At 66.4% G+C, this 18,443-nt stretch carries 16 protein-coding genes; 11 read left to right on the forward strand and 5 right to left on the reverse strand.

Annotation, left to right across the window (positions count from 1 at the left end; all coding sequences use genetic code 11):
- The gene (gene cyoE / locus CN97_RS07930) at positions 1–942 is read right to left on the reverse strand and encodes a heme o synthase (RefSeq protein WP_035709419.1); all 942 of its coding nucleotides are present in this window, start codon (positions 940–942) and stop codon (positions 1–3) included.
- Between the two features lie 89 nt (positions 943–1,031).
- Entirely contained in the window at positions 1,032–1,931 is a 900-nt protein-coding gene (gene coxB, locus CN97_RS07935) for a cytochrome c oxidase subunit II (RefSeq protein ID WP_035709636.1), read from the reverse strand.
- A 173-nt stretch (positions 1,932–2,104) separates the two neighbouring features.
- Here coxB and tldD point away from each other — a divergent pair, with 173 nt between their 5' ends.
- The 11 genes from tldD (at position 2,105) to CN97_RS07990 (ending at position 14,991) form a co-directional block, all read left to right on the forward strand.
- Positions 2,105–3,523, forward strand: a complete 1,419-nt coding sequence (gene tldD, locus CN97_RS07940) for a metalloprotease TldD (RefSeq protein WP_035709638.1) — start codon at positions 2,105–2,107, stop codon at positions 3,521–3,523.
- 233 nt (positions 3,524–3,756) lie between these two features.
- Positions 3,757–4,923 carry a DNA-processing protein DprA gene (gene dprA, locus CN97_RS07945; protein WP_035709422.1) on the forward strand — a complete coding sequence of 389 codons (1,167 nt, stop codon included), beginning with the start codon at positions 3,757–3,759 and terminating at the stop codon, positions 4,921–4,923.
- A 433-nt stretch (positions 4,924–5,356) separates the two neighbouring features.
- Positions 5,357–5,602 carry a glycine zipper 2TM domain-containing protein gene (locus CN97_RS07950; protein ID WP_051911053.1) on the forward strand — a complete coding sequence of 82 codons (246 nt, stop codon included), beginning with the start codon at positions 5,357–5,359 and terminating at the stop codon, positions 5,600–5,602.
- Positions 5,603–5,616: 14 nt separating this feature from the next.
- The gene (locus CN97_RS07955) at positions 5,617–5,973 is read left to right on the forward strand and encodes an EF-hand domain-containing protein (RefSeq protein ID WP_051911054.1); all 357 of its coding nucleotides are present in this window, start codon (positions 5,617–5,619) and stop codon (positions 5,971–5,973) included.
- A gap of 117 nt (positions 5,974–6,090) precedes the next feature.
- Complete coding sequence (gene topA / locus CN97_RS07960; protein WP_035709424.1) at positions 6,091–8,721, forward strand: type I DNA topoisomerase; 2,631 nt, start codon at positions 6,091–6,093, stop codon at positions 8,719–8,721.
- 84 nt (positions 8,722–8,805) lie between these two features.
- On the forward strand, positions 8,806–9,531 hold the full coding sequence (locus CN97_RS07965) for a CoA transferase subunit A (RefSeq protein WP_035709427.1): 726 nt from the start codon (positions 8,806–8,808) through the stop codon (positions 9,529–9,531).
- Positions 9,531–10,178 carry a 3-oxoacid CoA-transferase subunit B gene (locus CN97_RS07970; protein WP_035709430.1) on the forward strand — a complete coding sequence of 216 codons (648 nt, stop codon included), beginning with the start codon at positions 9,531–9,533 and terminating at the stop codon, positions 10,176–10,178. Before CN97_RS07965 ends, CN97_RS07970 begins: the two co-directional genes overlap by 1 nt.
- Positions 10,171–10,464 (forward strand): GNAT family N-acetyltransferase, encoded by a 294-nt coding sequence (locus CN97_RS07975; RefSeq protein WP_035709433.1) that lies wholly within the window; start codon positions 10,171–10,173, stop codon positions 10,462–10,464. Before CN97_RS07970 ends, CN97_RS07975 begins: the two co-directional genes overlap by 8 nt.
- Positions 10,465–11,372: 908 nt before the next feature.
- The gene (locus CN97_RS07980) at positions 11,373–13,826 is read left to right on the forward strand and encodes a ligase-associated DNA damage response DEXH box helicase (RefSeq protein WP_051911055.1); all 2,454 of its coding nucleotides are present in this window, start codon (positions 11,373–11,375) and stop codon (positions 13,824–13,826) included.
- Positions 13,823–14,488 (forward strand): ligase-associated DNA damage response endonuclease PdeM, encoded by a 666-nt coding sequence (gene pdeM, locus CN97_RS07985; protein ID WP_035709435.1) that lies wholly within the window; start codon positions 13,823–13,825, stop codon positions 14,486–14,488. The genes CN97_RS07980 and pdeM overlap by 4 nt, the downstream gene beginning before the upstream one ends.
- A 62-nt stretch (positions 14,489–14,550) precedes the next feature.
- Positions 14,551–14,991, forward strand: coding sequence for a PaaI family thioesterase (locus CN97_RS07990; RefSeq protein WP_035709438.1), 441 nt, complete (start codon positions 14,551–14,553; stop codon positions 14,989–14,991).
- A 280-nt stretch (positions 14,992–15,271) separates the two neighbouring features.
- Here the strand turns inward: CN97_RS07990 and folD are convergent, their stop codons facing one another.
- From folD to CN97_RS08005, 3 genes are all read right to left on the reverse strand, one after another.
- Positions 15,272–16,165, reverse strand: coding sequence for a bifunctional methylenetetrahydrofolate dehydrogenase/methenyltetrahydrofolate cyclohydrolase FolD (folD, locus tag CN97_RS07995; protein WP_035709439.1), 894 nt, complete (start codon positions 16,163–16,165; stop codon positions 15,272–15,274).
- Positions 16,162–16,482 carry a chorismate mutase gene (locus tag CN97_RS08000; protein ID WP_088217223.1) on the reverse strand — a complete coding sequence of 107 codons (321 nt, stop codon included), beginning with the start codon at positions 16,480–16,482 and terminating at the stop codon, positions 16,162–16,164. The genes folD and CN97_RS08000 overlap by 4 nt, the downstream gene beginning before the upstream one ends.
- Before the next feature lie 103 nt (positions 16,483–16,585).
- Positions 16,586–18,256 carry a formate--tetrahydrofolate ligase gene (locus CN97_RS08005; RefSeq protein ID WP_035709440.1) on the reverse strand — a complete coding sequence of 557 codons (1,671 nt, stop codon included), beginning with the start codon at positions 18,254–18,256 and terminating at the stop codon, positions 16,586–16,588.
- Positions 18,257–18,443 lie beyond the last annotated feature (187 nt).

The following is an 18,443-nucleotide window of genomic DNA, read 5'->3' on the forward strand; positions in this document are numbered from 1 at the left end:
TCACCAGCCTCCCATACCGAAGGAGCGCAGCGCGGCTTCCGCAAGGAAAGCGCTGAAATGCAGGAAGAGATAAAGAAGCGAGAAGGAGAAGAACCGCTTCTCCGCGCGGTAACCGTCGGCCTCCGCGACCTGCTCGTTCCGCCGCCACAGATCGACCGCGCCAAGCACGAAGAGCAGGTTCAGCACGACGGCCGCAGCCAGATAGACCGGCCCGCCGATGGAGGTGAAGCCCGCCCCGATCGCCACCGGCGCGAGCAGCAGCGTATAAACGAGGATATGCGCCCGGGTCGATTTCCGCCCATGGGTAACGGTTAGCATTGGCACCCCGGCACGGTCGTAATCGCTGTTCATGAAGAGAGCGAGCGCCCAGAAATGCGGCGGCGTCCACATGAACACGATGAGAAACATCAGCACGCTTTCGACAGACACGCCGCCGGTCGCGACGGCCCAGCCGATCATGGGGGGGAATGCCCCCGCGGCCCCGCCGATGACGATGTTCTGCGGTGTCGTCCGCTTCAGCCAGATCGTGTAGATTACCGCATAGAAGAAGATGGTGAAGGCCAGCAGCCCCGCCGCCAGCCAGTTGGCTGCCAGCCCCAGCATCATCACCGACAGGCCGGAAAGCGCGAGCCCCACACCGAGCGCCTCGCCGCGCGCAACGCGGCCGGACGGCACCGGACGGTTGGCGGTGCGCTTCATCACCGCGTCGATATCGCTGTCCCACCACATGTTGAGCGCGCCCGAGGCACCCCCGCCGAGTGCGATGAACAGGATGGAGGTGAAGGCGATGAACGGATGCACCGGCACCGGCGCCACCAGCAATCCGACGAGAGCGGTGAAGACGACGAGCGACATGACCCGCGGCTTCAGCAGGGCAAGGTAATCGCCGAAGCTGCCTTCCCCGCCCTGGGTCTGCGCGTGTTGATGGAACGTGTCGCTCATGCCTGCCTTCTCTCCGCGCGTCACCGGGGCGGCGCGCCTTTTGTCAGTGGGCCTGCGTCAGCCGGCTTCCCGGCTGTCGTCGGCCTGCCTCATTCGGCCTGCGCCAGCCGCACGGGCTGCTCCGAGGGGAGCGGACCGGCATCGGCGGAGAACTCTTCCTTGGCCCGGGTCAGCCAGTCGGCATAGACCTGCGGGCTCACGACCTTCACCACGATCGGCATGTAGGCGTGGTTGATTCCGCACAACTCCGAGCATTGGCCGAAGTAGATACCCTCTCGCTCCGCCTTGAACCAGAGCTCAGCGAGGCGACCGGGCACACCGTCCTGCTTCACGCCGAAGGCAGGGATCGTCCAGGAGTGGATCACATCCGCCGCAGTCACCTGCATCACGACCGTCGCGCCCGTGGGAACGACCACCGCGTTATCCACCGCAAGAAGGTAGTCCGAATCGGCGTATCCGTTTTCGGCAAGCTCCTCCCGGGGCAGCATGATGCTGTCGAAGGCGATACCTTCATCGGGATATTCGTAACCCCAGTACCACTGGAAGCCGGTCGTCTTGATGCGGATATCCGCTTCCGGCATCTCCTGCTGCTTGAACAGGATCGGCAGCGAGAAGGAGCCGATCACCACGAGGATCAGGATGGGCACGATCGTCCAGGTGATCTCGAGCGGTGAATTATGCGTGAAGCGCGCGGGCTTCGGGTTGCGTTTCTCGTTGTAGCGCAGGATGCACCATACAAGAAGCACGGTGACGAGCAGCACGATCGGCACAATGATCCACAGCAGCAGATCGTCGAGCCAGTGGATGTCGCGCGCAAGTTCCGTTGCGGCGGGCTGGAAGCCGATCGCGCCGTCAACCGGCTTGCCCACGACCGGAAGCCCCCCGATTCCATCGGGCGGAGTTGCAGCGGTCTGGGCGCTGGCGGCAAAGCTGGCGAGGGATGCGGCGACAGTCGTGGCTAATCCCGTAAGCGTGGTCGAAAGGCGCATGTTCTCCGTCCCATATGGCGCGGCACTTCCCCGGAAAGCAGTCAGCCGTGCCTGAACCGCCTTGCGGCAGTTTCCCATTGTTTCCCTTTCCCCTGAAACCATATTAGGTCATGCGCGACAAGCAAAACGTGTGTGGCGCTTCCTGAACAGAAAGTACGGTTCCTTCCATGACCATGTCCGATTCCTTCCGTCCGTTCGAGACGATGATCGATGAGGGGCGGGCGCTGGCGTTGCTGCGCGAGACGCTCTCGGGCGCGGAGGATGGCGAGATTTTCCTCGAACGGCGCCGGTCGGAGGCGCTGGTGCTTGATGATCAGCGCATTCGCTCGGCGAGTTACGATGCCTCGGAAGGCTTTGGCCTGCGCGCCGTGAAGGGCGATGTGACGGGCTATGCCCATTCCTCCGAGATCAGCGAGGCCGCGCTTCGCCGCATGGCGGAGACGGCACGGCTGGCGGTGGGCGATGGCGGCGGCGTGATGGCCCCGCCTCCGCCCGGCACCAACCGGCGCCTCTACACGGATGAAAACCCGATCGACGGCGTCTCCTTCCCGGCCAAGGTCGATCTGCTGCGGGAGATCGACGATTGGGTCCGCGCGCTCGATCCGCGGGTGGTGCAGGTCTCCGCCAGCCTCGCCGCCAGCCATCAGGAGGTGGAGATTCTCCGCCCCGACGGCCTCCGGCTGGCCGATGTCCGACCCATGACCCGCATCTACATCTCGGTGATGATCGAGGAAGGCGGACGGCGCGAATCCGGCTCCGCAGGGGGTGGCGGGCGCGCGGGTCTGATCGGGCTGATTGCGCCGGAGAACTGGCAGGCCGCCGCACGGGAGGCGCTCCGCATCGCCACGGTGAACCTCGGGGCGGAAGCGGCGCCTGCGGGCATCATGGATGTGGCGCTCGGGCCCGGCTGGCCCGGCATCCTGCTGCACGAGGCGGTCGGCCACGGGCTGGAGGGCGATTTCAACCGCAAGAAGACCTCCGCCTTCGCGGGGCTTCTGGGGGAGCGTGTCGCCGCGCCCGGGGTGACGGTTCTGGATGACGGCACCATCCCGGACCGCCGCGGCTCCATCACCATCGACGACGAGGGCACCCCCTCCCGCAAGAACGTCTTGATCGAGGACGGCATCCTCGTCGGCTATATGCAGGATCGTCAGAACGCGCGCCTGATGGGGGTGGAGCCCACAGGCAACGGTCGCCGGGAAAGCTATGTCCACGCGCCGATGCCCCGCATGACCAACACCTACATGCTCGCCGGTCCCGATGACCCGGAGGAGATCGTCTCCCGCGTGAAGGACGGCATCTGGGCCGTGGGCTTCGGCGGCGGTCAGGTCGATATCACCAGCGGCAAGTTCGTTTTCTCCTGCACCGAGGCCTATCGCGTCACGAACGGCAAGGTCGGCGCTCCGGTGAAGGGCGCGACGCTGATCGGCGACGGCCCGACCTCGCTCCGCCATGTGCAAGCGGTCGGCAACGACCTGAAGCTGGACCCGGGCATCGGCAACTGCGGCAAGGCGGGTCAGTGGGTGCCCGTCGGCGTGGGGCAACCGACGCTCCTCATCGGCGGGCTGACGGTCGGGGGCAGCAAGCTCTGATCCGGGGCTGCCCGATCAACTTGGCTCGAATCCTGCCTCCACCGGGGAGCTACATGGCCCAGTTGCGGGCCCAGCGGCGTTGATTGCCCTGCCGCGCCAACCAGAATGCCGGGGCTGCATTGCGCAGCGTGGCAGGCGGTCGCAACACATCTGAGCAGCCGACGGGCTGTGGATTCACCCGCTATTAACTTTCTTCGGCGAGATTGGCTCCGTGGTGCAGATGGAGCCGGACGATGAAGGATACTCTCAGCCCTCTCCCGGCCCCGCTGCTGGCGGAGGAGGAGCGTTTCGCGCGGCTCAGGCTGATCCGCTCCGCGCGGGTGGGGGTTCTGACCTTCCGCCGTCTTCTCATGGAACATGGCTCCGCGCTCAGGGCGCTGGAGGCGCTCCCTGCCCTTGCGGCGGCTTCGGGAGCGCGGAACTATCGGCCCGCGGGCGCGGCGCTCGCGCGGGCGGAAATCGCCGCCGGGCACGCGGTAGGCGCGCGCCTTTTGGTCGAGGGGGAGCCGGACTACCCCCGCCTGCTGGCCGAGATACCGGATGCGCCGCCGCTTCTCTGGGCGCTCGGCGACATTTCCCTGCTGACGAGCCCCATGGTCGCCCTTGTCGGCGCGCGCAATGCCTCCAGCCTTGGCATCCGCATGGCGCGACGGCTTGCAGGTGCCTTGGCCGAGGCCGGGTTTCCGGTCGTCTCCGGCCTTGCCCGGGGGATCGACACCGCGGCGCATGAGGCAGCGCTCTCCCATGGCACTATCGCTGTTCAGGCGGGCGGGATAGACGTGATCTATCCACGGGAGAATACCGATCTGGCCGCCCGGATCGCGGCGTCCGGCCTGCGTCTGAGCGAGCAGCCGCCGGGGATGCAGCCGCTGGCGAGGCACTTTCCACAGCGCAACAGGATCGTCTCCGGCCTTGCCCACGCTGTGGTCGTGGTTGAGGCAGCACCCCGCTCCGGCAGCCTCATCACCGCGCGAAACGCACTGGATCAGGGGCGTGAGGTGTTGGCCGTGCCGGGCCATCCGCTCGATGAACGCGCGGGCGGATGCAATCTGCTCATACGCGAAGGGGCACTTCTCGTTCGGGGGGTGGAGGATGTGATTGCGGCGCTCGCAGCGCTTCCGGGCCAGCGCCTTGAAAGAGCGGCAGTGCGGCCCGCCGCTATTCCAGCCGGCTGTCAGAGGAGTGGATCGCATTCCCTTCACTCCCCAGTTTCCGCAACTCTCGAGAGTGCCTCGCTTCCTCACCTCATTCTGGATCGACTGAGTCGCAGCCCCATAGCGGAGGATCAGGTATTCCGCGATCTCGGCATCAGCGTGAGAGAGGGAGCTCCGGCTCTTCTCTCCCTTGAACTGGACGGGCGAGTGCTCCGTCACCCGGGTGGCCTGCTGAGCCGGGCATGACGTGCAGCAAGACCAGGGATGCCGACCGATCACGGCATCGGCATCCCTTTTCCCGAAGACCGCGCCTGCCATGCAGGACGGGCGGCAGGCCGGCAGCTTCCGCTCACGCGGCCTAGCCTCCCCCGCCTGCATAGCCCAGACATGACGGGCCACAGCACGCGAGCCGCCCCGGCCTGAGTGCAAGGCGGCACAGACCAGCGGGCGACCGCGTTCGACCGCCTGATCTCCGGCGTGGTCTCCGGCCTGATCTCCACTCCGCTCTCGGGCCTGGCCGGTGAAGATCTGCGCGCGCGGCCGCCCTTGCGCAGCGGTGGTGCGCCCAAGAGCGGCTGCGCGCGATATGCCGCCCGCCATTTGACTCGCTTCATGCTTGCGTCACCTTGAAGCACTGGCAGACGCGCTTGGACGTGTCCAAAAACCAATGGAGGATCGTATGTTGAAACGAACCGGATTGCTGTGCTGCGCTGCGGCACTGACCCTCGCGGCCTGCGGCCCGACGACACCGGAGGAGCGCGTCTATCGTCAGCATGAGGCGGGATGTATCGCGGGGAGCGTGACGGGCGCCGTATTGGGTGCCGCGCTCGGCAATGCCTTCGGCGGCGGTTCGGGCCGGACGATCATCACTGCGACCGGTGCGGCGCTCGGCGGCCAGGCCGGTAACCAGCTGACCTGCGGCTGAGGGGAGAGACGAGAATGAAACGCAAACTGATCCTCGCCTGCGCTGCGACCCTTCTTGCGACACCCGTGTTCGCGCAAACCACAAGCGTGGGCTTGATTGACGAACGCGTGCTGCAGCTCATGGATTCCAATGGCGACGGCGCTGTCACCCGTGCCGAGATGCAGGCCTATGCCGAGCGGGCCTTCACCCAGCTCGACACCAACGGCAACGGACGGCTCGAACCTTCGGAAACGAGCCAGATTCTTTCCGCGTCCCAGTTCCAGATCATTGACAAGGACGGCAACGGCTGGCTCTCCAAGAAGGAATTCACCGATCAGCTGATGGCAGACTTCGCCTCCGCCGATAAAAACGGCGACGGCATGCTGCGCTGATTTGCGCAAGAGGGGGGTGGCCCTGCCGCCGCCCCCCCTGTTGACAAGCGGTGCATCCCGTCACATGTAAGCCGCCGCGCGGCCGACCCTCACACCTGCGCCGCGGCAGGAGGATGAATGGCTGTCGTCGTCGTCGAATCGCCCGCCAAAGCTAAGACCATCAACAAATACCTTGGCCCCGGTTTCACCGTTCTGGCTTCCTACGGCCATGTCCGCGACCTGCCGCCGAAGGATGGGTCCGTCGATCCCGAGCACGATTTCTCCATGAAGTGGGAAGTCGCCTCCGACAGCAAGAAGCATGTCAAGGCGATCACCGACGCGCTGAAAGATGACGACACGCTGATCCTCGCCACCGACCCCGACAGGGAGGGGGAGGCGATCTCCTGGCACCTCAAGGAGGCACTGTCCAAGGCGATAGGGAAGAAGAAGGTCTCCCGCGTGACCTTCAACGCCATCACCAAGGACGCCGTCACCAAGGCGATGGAAGCCCCCCGCGATGTGGACATGGAGCTGGTGGAAGCTTACCTCGCCCGCCGCGCGCTCGACTATCTCGTAGGGTTCAACCTCTCTCCCGTGCTTTGGCGCAAGCTGCCGGGGGCCAAGTCGGCGGGCCGGGTGCAGTCCGTCTGCCTGCGGCTCATCGTCGAGCGGGAGATGGAGATCGAGGCGTTCCGCGCCCGCGAATACTGGTCGGTGACGGCGACGCTGGTCACGCCGCGGGGACAGGACTATCAGGCGCGGCTGACCATTCTGGGCGGCAAGAAGCTCGACCGCTACGATATTCCGACGGCAGAGGCGGCGGAGATCGCGGTGCAGGCGATCCGCTCCCGCGACCTGACGGTGCAGGGTGTCGAGTCCAAACCCACGAGCCGCAACCCCTCTCCTCCCTTCATGACATCCACCCTTCAGCAGGAGGCGTCGCGCAAGTTCGGAATGGGCGCACGGGCCACGATGACCGCGGCCCAGCGGCTCTATGAAGCGGGCTATATCACCTATATGCGGACCGACGGGATCGACATGGCCCCGGAGGCGGTCGCCGCCGCGCGGGGCGAGATCGGCCGGCGCTTCGGCAAGGACTACGTGCCGGACAGCCCGCGGCTTTACAAGAACAAGGCCAAGAACGCGCAGGAAGCGCATGAATGCATTCGCCCGACCGACATGTCCGTGTCGGCGGAGAAGCTCGGCGTTTCCGACACCGATCAGCGACGGCTTTACGACCTGATCTGGAAGCGGACGATCGCCAGCCAGATGGCAAGCGCCCGGATGGAACGCACGACGGTCGACGTGACCTCTGCCGACGGGCAGGTGGGCCTGCGCGCCACCGGGCAGGTCGTGCTCTTCGACGGCTTCCTCAAGGTCTACGAGGAAGGCCGCGACGACGACGGGGATGAGGACAGCGCCCGCCTGCCGCAGATCATGCAGGGCGAGGGCGCGGAAAAGCGCGACATCCAGCCCGAGCAGCATTTCACCCAGCCGCCGCCCCGCTATACGGAGGCTACGCTGGTCAAACGGATGGAGGAGCTGGGAATCGGCCGGCCTTCCACCTATGCCTCCATCGTCACGACGATTCAGGACCGGGAATATGTCCGCAAGGAAAAGAACCGCCTGATCCCGGAGGACAAGGGGCGTCTGGTCACGGCCTTCCTCTCCAACTATTTCCGCCGTTATGTCGAATATGACTTCACCGCAGATCTGGAGGGGCAGCTCGACGACATCTCCGCCGGCGAGCGGGATTACAAGGATGTGCTCGCGCGGTTCTGGAAGGATTTCTCCGCCGCGCTGGAGGGCACCTCCGACCTGCGGATTTCCGAGGTTCTCGACAAGATCGACGAGGTTCTGTCCCCGCATCTGTATCCGCCGAAGGCAGATGGCTCCGATCCGCGGCTCTGTCCGCTTTGCGGCAAGGGCGATCTGCATCTGAAGACCGCGCGCTCCGGCAGCGCGTTCATCGGCTGCTCCAACTATCCCGAATGCCGCTACACGCGCCCTCTCTCCGCTCCCGGTGGGGATGAGGAGGCGCTATCCGCCGACGGCCGCATCCTCGGCAATGACGAGGCGGGCCTGCCCATCACCATCCGCACCGGCCGCTTCGGCCCCTATGTGCAGCGGGGGGAGGCGTCGGAGGACGTGCCCAAGCCGCCCCGCGCCTCGCTCCCCAAGGGCTGGGCGCCGGGCGAAATGACGCTTGAGAAGGCGCTCCAGCTTCTGGAACTGCCGCGACCCATCGGTGACCACCCGGAGGATGGCGTGCTGGTGGAGGCAGGCATCGGGCGCTTCGGGCCTTATGTCAAACACGGCACTACCTATGCAAACCTGCCGGATGTGGAGGAAGTCTTCACCATCGGCATGAACCGCGCGGTCGAGGTTCTGGCCCAGAAGGCTTCCCGCGGGCGCGGCGCGGCCAAGGCGGCGCCGCTGAAAGAACTGGGGGAGCATCCCGACGGCGGCCCCGTGCAGGTGATGGCCGGGCGCTATGGCCCCTATGTCAAATGGGGCAAGGTCAACGCGACCTTGCCGAAAGAGGTACAGCCGGAAACCGTCACGCTGGAGGAAGCGCTGCCCCTGATCGCCGCGAAAGCCTCCAAGGGCGGCAAGAAGGCGGCGCCGAAGAAAGCGGCGGCCAAGGCCCCGGCAAAGAAAGCCGCCGCAAAAAAGACCACGGCGAAGAAGGCACCGGCGAAAAAACCGGCGGCAAAGTCTGCCACGAAAAAAGCTGCGTCAGACAATCAGGCCCCCTCGGGCGAGTGAGGGGCGCCCCTATGCTGCGGGCGCATTGACATGCCCCGCCCCCGTTGCCACAACTTCCGCGAGGGAAACGGACGGGAGGACCGGATGGGGAAGATCTACGGCAGCGCTGAGGAGGCTCTCGACGGCCTTCTGTTCGACGGGATGCTGATCGCCGCGGGCGGTTTCGGCCTCTGCGGCATCCCGGAGCTCTGCATTGCAGCGATCCGGGACGCGGGCACCAAGGAGCTGGTCATCGCCTCCAACAACTGCGGGGTGGATGATTTCGGGTTGGGCCTGCTGCTGCAGACCAAGCAGATCCGCAAGATGATCTCCTCCTACGTGGGGGAGAACGCGGAATTCATGCGGCAATACCTGTCGAACGAGATCGAGGTGGAGTTCAACCCGCAGGGCACACTGGCCGAGCGGATGCGCGCGGGCGGGGCCGGTATTCCGGGGTTCTACACCAAGACCGGCGTCGGCACGATCATCGCGGACGGCAAGGAACACAAGGATTTCGACGGGGAGACCTATATCCTCGAACGCGGCCTCGTTGCAGATCTGTCCATCGTGAAGGCGTGGAAGGCCGATGAGACGGGCAACGTCGTTTTCCGCAAGACGGCACGCAACTTCAATCCGCCTGCCGCGACCTGCGGCAAGATCTGTGTCTGCGAGGTGGAGGAGATCGTGCCCGTCGGCTCTCTCGACCCGGATGAAATCCACCTGCCGGGCGTCTATATCCACCGGCTGATCCAGGGCCATCACGAAAACCGCATCGAACAGCGCACGACGCGCGCGCGCCCGGCCTCCGCCGCGGCAGGGGAGGAAGTCTGATGGCTGGCGAGGTGAAGAAGGGCTGGGACCGCAACCGCATGGCCGCGCGCGCCGCGCAGGACTTGCAGGACGGCTGGTATGTGAACCTCGGCATCGGCATTCCGACGCTGGTCGCCAACTACATCCCGGAGGGCGTGAACGTCACGCTGCAATCGGAAAACGGCATGCTCGGCATCGGTCCCTTCCCCTATGAGGGTGAGGAGGATCCCGACCTCATCAACGCGGGCAAGCAGACCGTGACGGCGCTGCCGCAGACCGCCTTCTTCGACAGCGCGCAGAGCTTCGCCATGATCCGGGGCGGCAAGATCGCAATGGCCATCCTTGGCGCGATGGAAGTGTCGGAGACGGGTGATCTGGCCAACTGGATGATCCCGGGCAAGCTGGTGAAGGGCATGGGCGGGGCGATGGATCTTGTCGCCGGGGTGAAACGTGTGGTCGTCGTAATGGATCACGCGAACAAAGCGGGTGAGTCGAAAGTTCTGAAGGAGTGCACGCTCCCGCTCACCGGCAAGGCGGTGGTGGACCGCATCGTCACCAACCTCGGAGTGCTTGACGTGGTACCGGGCGGGCTGAAGATCGTGGAGCTTGCGGATGGCGTGACCGAGGCGGAGCTTCGGTCCCTAACGGAGGCGACGATCGTTGACTGAAGCGAAAATCGAAAGAGAAGTCTCTGGCAGCAAGGGCCGCTACGTGGTCCGAAAGGAGGGGTCCGAGGCGGAACTGACCTATTCCATCGCCTCGCCCCGCCTCATCATCGCTGACCATACCGGTGTACCCCCCGCCTTTCGGGGCGAGGGTATCGGTAACGCCCTGGTGGAACGGCTGGTGAGCGACGCGCGAGAAGAGGGGGTGAAGATATACCCTACCTGTCCCTTCGTCATCGCGTTCCGTCAGCGCCATCCCGAATGGGCCGACGTCTTCGCAGAGGACTGAGGCCGGCGTGAAGTCGGGGGAGGCTCCCGGCCAGCCCCGCTTATGGTGCCGATGAGACTGGTGGTATGCCGCGTCGGGTGGATCAGGCTGCTGTCCGATCCCCCCGCGTGTTGCGGGACTGGCCCGGGATGCCGGGCTTGATGACTGACCCGAAGTCCTGCCAGCGTGGTCAAGTTTTGTGATCGCAGTCGAAGCGAAGCCTGTCTCGGGCCGATCGCCACGGGTAGTAAGACTTGCGGCAGAGGCACCTGCCATTGGCGGGCCTGATCCCCCAGCGCCTAGTAAGACTGACTCGCGTGACCGGGGACGTTTTCTGCGCCTGATCCCCATGGGCGTGGCGAGACTCGCCGATGCTAAACTATCCGCGGGGCGAGCCTTGATCACCACATTGCTCTACCCTCCCGCGCTTAGTGGCGCATGGATGATCCGCTGGGCGGCGCATTTGACTGACAAGCTGTCCGCGATCTGACCTATGCGGCGGCGCGCCATCCAGAACTGGCAAAAGTCGATGGAGCCGGATCGGTCAATCGGAGCATGTGACTATGGCTTACTGCCCCAGCCGCGCTCCTGCTTTTTGATCGCATGAGTGGGATGCCTTTCCGAAAAGACCCGCCCGAGAAACTTCATCACGGCTTTTTTCCCCTGATCTTCTGGCACCCCGGATTACGGTTTGGACGCGGCCGCACACGATCGCTCCGGCATTTCGCTGGAACGCTCCGATCCGCGGCGATCAACGGGTGGTATGCGAGGCGAGGCCTTCCGCGACAGGCGGACCTACGGCCTGCAGGCAACCCGGCCGAAACATGGTCCACCGTTTCAACCCAGGATGATGCGCCGCGTTCAGGGAACTGGTCCTTCCGCGAGACAGGGCACTCGAAGCCGGGCGGACGCACTCCTAGATAAGGGGAATGAGCATCCTCCCCCCCCTGTTTCACGAGTGGTTCTCCGCCCGTGGTTGGTCCGTCCATCCGCATCAGCAGGCGATGCTCGATCATGCCGCCGAGCCTGCGCTTCTGCTCGTGGCGCCGACGGGCGGGGGCAAGACGCTGGCGGGGTTCCTGCCGTCGCTCATCGACATCGCCGCTGCCGGGAAACCCGGTCTGCACACGCTCTATGTCTCGCCGCTCAAGGCGCTGACGGCCGACATCAGGCGCAACCTTCTCCGCCCGATAGAGGAGATGGCGCTGCCGATCCGCGTGGATGACCGAACCGGCGATACCAGCCAAACCCGCCGCAAGCAGCAGCGCGCCGACCCGCCCCATATCCTCCTCACCACGCCCGAAAGCCTGGCGCTCATGCTGTCCTATGAGGATGCGCCGCGGGTTTTCGCGGGGCTGAAGCGGGTAATCGTCGATGAGATCCATGCCCTTGCAGAATCGAAGCGCGGGGATCAGCTCATGCTGTCGCTCGCGCGGCTGGAGGTGCTGGCGCCCGGTCTCAACCGGGTGGGCCTCTCGGCGACGGTAGAGGATCCGCCCGCGCTCGGCCGCTTCCTTGCCCGCCATCCGGCGCCCTGCCGGATCCTCGCCGCCGATCCCGGCCCGGACCCGGATATCGCCATGCTCACGACCGATGTCCCCCCTCCATGGGCGGGCGGCGGCGGACGCTATGCCATTCCCGCGATCCTGGAGGAGGTGAAGCGGCACCGCACCACGCTCATCTTCCACAACACACGGGCGCAGGCGGAGCTGTTCTTCCGCGATCTGTGGCTGGCGAACGGGGACGACCTTCCCATCGCCATCCACCATGGCAGCCTCGCGCGCGAAGCGCGGGAGCGGGTGGAAGCGGCGATGACGGCGGGCGCGCTCCGCGCCATCGTCTGCACGGGCAGCCTCGATCTCGGTATCGACTGGGGGGATATCGATCTGGTCATTCAGGTGGGGGCGCCCAAGAACGTCAAGCGCCTCGTTCAGCGGATCGGGCGCGCCAACCACCGCTACAATGCACCGTCCAAGGCGCTGCTGGTGCCCGCGAACCGGTTCGAGGTGGTGGAATGTCAGGCCGCGCTGGACGCGGTGCGCGATCATGCGCTGGACGGGGAGCCGCGCGGCCCCGGCCCGCTCGACGTGCTCTGCCAGCATATCGCGGCCACTGCCGCCGCCGGGCCTTTCGACGCGGACCGCCTTTACGCCGAGGTGCTGACCGCCGGGCCTTATGCCACGCTGGCCCGGGCGGATTTCGACGCCTGCCTGGATTTCACCGCGACCGGTGGCTATGCGCTGCGGGCCTATGACCGTTGGCAGCGGCTTCGGCAGGGAACCGACGGCCTCTGGCAGCTTCGCGATCCGCGGAGCGCGCAGACCATCCGCATGAATCTGGGCACGATCATCGACACCGACAAGCTGCGTGTGCGGTTTCGCGGGCAGGGCCAGCCGCTGGGTGAGGTGGAGGAGGCCTTCGCCGCCACGCTGACACCCGGTGACACCTTCCTGATCGGCGGACAGGTGGTCCGCTACGAGGGCCTGCGCGAGCTCACGGTGGAGGTGAGCCGCAGTCCCGCCGCCGATCCAAAGATCGCCGTCTATGATGGCACCAAGTTCGCCACCTCCACCCTGCTGACCGATCGGATCCTCGACATCTTCGCCCGGCCCGACTGGCCCGGCCTTCCCCGCCACACGGCGGACTGGCTGGCACTGCAGCGCGACATCTCCCGCCTGCCCGAACGCGACCGGCTGCTGATCGAATGCTTCCCCCATGACGGGCGCATCCATCACTGCATCTACGGTTTCGCGGGGCGGAATGCGCAGCAGACCCTCGGCCTCCTGCTCACGCGCCGCATGGAGGAGGAGGGGCTCGGCCCGCTGGGCTTCGTCGCGACCGATTACGCCACGCTGATCTGGGGGCTGGAGCCGATGACCGACGCCGCCCCGCTGTTCGACCGGTCACGGCTCCGGGAGGGGCTGGAGGGCTGGTTGCAGGGCAATGCCGTGATGAAACGGTCCTTCCGCGCGGTCGCGACCATCGCCGGGCTGATCACCCGCAACCTGCCCGGTCAGCGGAAGTCGGGCCGGCAGGCGACCTTTTCCTCCGACATCCTCTACGACACGCTGCGCCGCTATGACCCTGATCACCTGATGCTCCGCGCCACGCGGGAGGAGGCGATGCGCGGGCTGGTCGATTTCGGCCGGATCGAGGCGATGCTGGATCGGGTGGGGGACCGGATCGACCTCCTCCGGCTCGACAGGGTGACCCCGCTTTCCGCGCCGCTGATGCTGGAGCCCGGTCGTGTGCCGATCGACGGGGCGGGGCGGGAGCGCCTGCTGGCCGACAGGGCGGAGAGGCTGCTGGAGGCAGCCGGTCTTGCCGACCTGCAAAACGCCGACTTGCGAATCCCGGCGATGCAGGCCAAGAACGGAGCATGAACGGCTTCACCTTTCAGCTTCAGGGGGCGCGGCTGACGGCCCTTTCCTCCGGCGCGCTCTGGTGGCCGGAGCGGCGCTTGCTCACCGTTTCGGACCTGCATTTCGGCAAGGCCCGCCGCGCCGCACGACGGGGGGGGCAGCTTCTGCCGCCCTATGAGGTAGCGGAGACCCTGTTCCGGCTTGAGACAGTAGTGGATGCGCTCCGCCCCGCCACGGTCATCGCACTCGGCGACAGTTTCGACGATGCCGCCGCGGCGGATGAGATGGGGGAAGCGGAGCGGTTGCGCCTTCTCCGCCTGATGGCGGGCCGGCAGTGGCTCTGGGTGGAGGGCAACCACGACCCCGGCCCGGTGTCGCTTGGCGGCGCGCATGTGGCGGCGGTGACGGTGGGGCCACTGGTCTTCCGCCACATCGCGGACGAGGCCAGCGGCGAAGTGTCGGGCCACTACCATCCAAAGGCCCGTCTGGGGCTGGGCGGCGCCAGTATCTCCCGCCCCTGCTTCCTGATCGACGGTACGCGGGTCATCATGCCTGCCTTCGGCAGCTACACCGGCGGGCTTGGCTGCAAAAGCCCGGTGCTTGCCTCCCTCATGGCACCCGGGGCGCTCGCAGTGCTCACCGGACCTTCGGCGCGCGCCGTACCCATGGCGGCGGTTGGCTGAACTTCCGCTTCCCCCAGCGGAAAAAACCCGCAATTGTCTGACAGTAAAGAGGGAGGGACCGGATGGACACCGCGACAGAGCCGCTGGAGAGCCGTATTCGGGCAAGTTTCGCGCGGCAATCCATGCTCGCGACGCTGAAGGCGACGCTGGATGAGGTAACGGAGGGTCGCTGTGTCATCTCCGCCCCCCTCCTGCCCGAAACACGCCAGCAGCACGGCGCGGGTCATGCGGGGGCCACGTTCACGCTGGTCGATACGGCGGCGGGCTATGCGGCGCTGACGCTCATCCCTCCGGGCACGGAAGTGATGACTGCCGAAATGAAGATCAACCTGCTTTCCCCCGCCATCGGCGACCGGCTGATCGCGACCGGGGAGGTCGTGCGCGCCGGACGGCGGCTCATCGTGGTGCGCGGCGAGGTCGTGGCAGAGGAGGCGGGCCGGACCCGCACCATCGCCATCGTGCAAGGGACGATGATCCCGGTCGATCCACCCGCGGGGGAATGATCCCCCGGATCCGCGCCGCGCCTGCCGCCATCGGTCGCCTTCCTCCCCGACGAGGCCAGCGCCCTCGCAGCCTGCTGAAAATGGTTTCCAGCGCTGCGTTGGTGCTGAAATCGTTCGCAATCGGAAGACATCCAGCCAGAAATCCAACTGTTTTGCGTCGCTCCGGGGGCCGTTTCCCGATTTCCAGAGCACAGGCATGCTTTCAGCAGCCTGCCAGACCAAGACGGCTCTTGTGATACCGCCGCGCAGCCGACACCCATTCGGGGCCACGCGATGGTTCTCAGAGCGTCAATCCCTCCGGCTCCGCCAGCCCGTTCGCCCGCGCACAGGCGGTGAGCGTATTGGCCAGGAGGCAGGCGATGGTCATCGGCCCGACACCGCCCGGAACCGGAGTGATCGCGCCCGCGACCCCCACGGCCTCGTCAAAGGCCACATCGCCAGCCAGCCTTGTCCGCCCCTCGCCCGCGTCGATGCGGTTGATGCCCACGTCGATGACGGTGGCACCCGGACGGATCCAGTCGCCCCGGATCATCCCGGGACGGCCCACCGCCGCCACGAGGATCTCCGCTTCGCGGCAGAGCGCGGGGAGGTCCTGCGTCCGGCTGTGCGCAATAGTGACCGTGCAGCTTTCCCGCAGCAGAAGCTGCGCCATCGGCTTGCCGACGATGTTGGAGCGCCCGACGACGACTGCCCGACGCCCCGCCAGATCGCCCAGCTGGTCGCGGAGCAGCATCAGACAGCCGAGCGGCGTGCAGGGCACCATGGCCTTCCGCCCGGTGGCGAGGCGGCCCACATTGATGGCGTGAAACCCGTCCACGTCCTTGGCGGGGTCGAGGGCATTGATGACTCGCGCCTCGTCCATATGGCGTGGCAGGGGAAGCTGGACGAGGATGCCATGCACCACCGGGTCGGCGTTCAGCCGGTCGATGAGGGCGAGAAGCTCTGCCTCCGGCGTCTCGGCGGGCAGGCGATACTCGAAGCTCTCCATCCCCGCGGCGCGGGTCTGGACACCTTTGTTCTTCACATAGACCTGACTGGCCGGATCCTCTCCCACCAGAACGACGGCGAGGCCGGGCGTGATGCCCGCCGCCGCCCTGATCCGGGCAACCTCCACCGCTACACGCTCCCGGATGCCGGCAGCGAAAGCCTTGCCGTCGATGATCCTTGCCGTCATTCCGTCTGTCCTTCCGATGGGCTGGCCGAGGAGGTCCCTGAGCGGGCGGCTGACGGGCCGAGAACCTGCTCCTCGCGCGCGATGGACCAGTCGATGAGATGCCGCCAGAGAGCCTCCGCCAGATCGGGGTCCAGACCGAGCTCCGTACCCGCGCGGCGCACATTGGCCACGACTTCCTCCACCCGCGCATCGATACGGGCGGGCAGGCCTTCCGTCGGTTTCAGCTGCGCGGCACGGTCGATATAGGCCGCGCGGCGCACCAGGAGGGCTACGATCTCACGGTCCAGCGCGTCGATGGCGGGCCTGAGTTCGGCCATCGACAGGCAATCCTGTGGCTGTTGCAAGGGGGTCTCCCGCGCTATGGGCGATGGCGCCTCTTAGCGGCTGGGCCACCGCCTTGCAATCGGGCGAGGCGCCGAGTCAGAACAACCCCTGAATGTTGCCCTCGCTATCCAGCCGGATGGTTTCGGCCGCAGGGTGGCGCGGCAGTCCCGGCATCGTGCGGATCTCGCCGCAGAGAACGACCACGAATCCCGCCCCGGCCGACAGCCGAACTTCCGTCACCGGCAGGGTGAAGCCGGTCGGCGCGCCGCGAAGCCCGGCATCGGCAGAGAAGGAGTACTGCGTCTTGGCCATGCAGACCGGCAGGTGGCCATAGCCCTCCTCCTCCCAGCGGCGGAGCTGGCTGCGGGCCTGCTCGGGCAGGTTCACGTCGGCGGCGCCGTATATCTGGCGCGCGACGGTCGCGATCTTCTCCTCCAGCGGCAGTTCCGCAGGATAGAGCGGCTGAAACCGCGCCTCCCCAGACCGCGCGATCTCCGCTACCCGGCGGGCCAGCGGCAGAAGTCCTGCCGAACCATCGGCCCAGTGGGTGCAGGGATAGGCCTCCGCCCCCGCCCGTTCCGCCGCCTCGATCAGCGCCTGGGTCTCCTGCGGCGTGTCGGAGGAGAAGTGATTGATGGCGACCACGGCAGGCACGCCGAACTTCCGCACGTTCTCGATATGCCGCACGAGGTTGGCCGCACCGCGTCGCACGGCCTCCACATCCTCCTGCCCCAGATCCTCGCGCGCCACGCCGCCGTGGAACTTGATGGCCCTGACCGTGGCCACGATCACCACCGCATCCGGCTTCAGCCCGGCCGAACGGCACTTGATGTCGAAGAACTTCTCCGCCCCGAGATCGGCGCCGAAACCGGCCTCCGTCACCACGAAATCGGCAAGACGCAGCGCCGCCCGCGTTGCGACCACGGAGTTGCAGCCATGGGCGATATTCGCAAAGGGCCCGCCGTGGACGAAGGCCGGCGTATGCTCCAGCGTCTGGACGAGGTTCGGCTGCATCGCGTCCTTGAGCAGCACGGCCATTGCGCCATCGGCCTTCAGGTCGCGGCAGTAGACCGGCGTCCGGTCGCTGCGGAAGCCGATGACGATCCGGGCGAGCCGCTCCTCCAGATCCGCCAAGTCCTCCGCCAGACAGAGACAGGCCATCACCTCGGACGCCACGGTGATGTCGAAGCCGCCCTCCCGCGGGTAGCCGTTCGGCGCGCCACCAAGGCCCAGCACCACTTCGCGCAGCGCGCGGTCGTTCATGTCGACCACACGCTTCCATGCCACGCGCCGCTGGTCGATCCCCAGCGCGTTGCCCCAGTAGATGTGGTTGTCGATCATTGCGGACAGCAGGTTGTGCGCCGCACCGATGGCGTGGAAATCCCCGGTGAAATGGAGGTTCATGTCCTCCATCGGGATCACCTGTGCATAGCCGCCGCCCGCGGCTCCTCCCTTCATGCCGAACGAAGGGCCGAGGCTTGCCTCGCGCAGACAGACCGCCACCTTCTCGCCGATCCGCTGCAACCCGTCGCCAAGGCCGACGGTGGTGGTCGTCTTCCCCTCGCCCGCAGGGGTCGGATTGACGGCGGTAACCAGGATCAGCCGACCCTCCGGCCTGCCGTTCAGCGTCGCCAGAAAGGCGGGATCCAGCTTGGCCTTGTCGCGACCGTAGGGAATCAGTGCCTCCGGCGGGATGCCGATCCGCGCGCCGATTTCCGCGGGGGGCAGCTTTTCCGCCGCTCGGGCGATGTCGATATCGGACAGCACGGGGGGGTCTCTCGCTTGCTCACTCCTGTTGACAGCGGTTCTGGCCGATGGCGGGCCGCTTCGCAAGCCGCGTGTGGCGGGAAGGTGTGTGGAGGGATGACTCCCGCGAATCTTCACGATATGTTAGCGCTAACTTAATGGGTTTTATCGGAGAAAGACCTCATGACGACGACTTTGGCGATCAACG

Source organism: Haematobacter massiliensis, assembly GCF_000740795.1.
GTDB lineage: Bacteria > Pseudomonadota > Alphaproteobacteria > Rhodobacterales > Rhodobacteraceae > Haematobacter > Haematobacter massiliensis.

Bases quoted from the DNA above. Each gene is read 5' to 3' on its own strand.
- CN97_RS07990 (WP_035709438.1), top strand. From the start codon at position 14,551: ATGGACACCGCGACAGAGCCGCTGGAGAGCCGTATTCGGGCAAGTTTC.
- dprA (WP_035709422.1), top strand. From the start codon at position 3,757: ATGAAGGATACTCTCAGCCCTCTCCCGGCCCCGCTGCTGGCGGAGGAG.
- folD (WP_035709439.1), bottom strand. From the start codon at position 16,165: ATGACGGCAAGGATCATCGACGGCAAGGCTTTCGCTGCCGGCATCCGG.
- tldD (WP_035709638.1), top strand. From the start codon at position 2,105: ATGTCCGATTCCTTCCGTCCGTTCGAGACGATGATCGATGAGGGGCGG.
- CN97_RS07980 (WP_051911055.1), top strand. From the start codon at position 11,373: ATGAGCATCCTCCCCCCCCTGTTTCACGAGTGGTTCTCCGCCCGTGGT.
- CN97_RS07950 (WP_051911053.1), top strand. From the start codon at position 5,357: ATGTTGAAACGAACCGGATTGCTGTGCTGCGCTGCGGCACTGACCCTC.
- coxB (WP_035709636.1), bottom strand. From the start codon at position 1,931: ATGCGCCTTTCGACCACGCTTACGGGATTAGCCACGACTGTCGCCGCA.
- topA (WP_035709424.1), top strand. From the start codon at position 6,091: ATGGCTGTCGTCGTCGTCGAATCGCCCGCCAAAGCTAAGACCATCAAC.
- cyoE (WP_035709419.1), bottom strand. From the start codon at position 942: ATGAGCGACACGTTCCATCAACACGCGCAGACCCAGGGCGGGGAAGGC.
- CN97_RS08000 (WP_088217223.1), bottom strand. From the start codon at position 16,482: ATGGCCGAACTCAGGCCCGCCATCGACGCGCTGGACCGTGAGATCGTA.
- CN97_RS07965 (WP_035709427.1), top strand. From the start codon at position 8,806: ATGGGGAAGATCTACGGCAGCGCTGAGGAGGCTCTCGACGGCCTTCTG.
- CN97_RS07955 (WP_051911054.1), top strand. From the start codon at position 5,617: ATGAAACGCAAACTGATCCTCGCCTGCGCTGCGACCCTTCTTGCGACA.
- pdeM (WP_035709435.1), top strand. From the start codon at position 13,823: ATGAACGGCTTCACCTTTCAGCTTCAGGGGGCGCGGCTGACGGCCCTT.
- CN97_RS07970 (WP_035709430.1), top strand. From the start codon at position 9,531: ATGGCTGGCGAGGTGAAGAAGGGCTGGGACCGCAACCGCATGGCCGCG.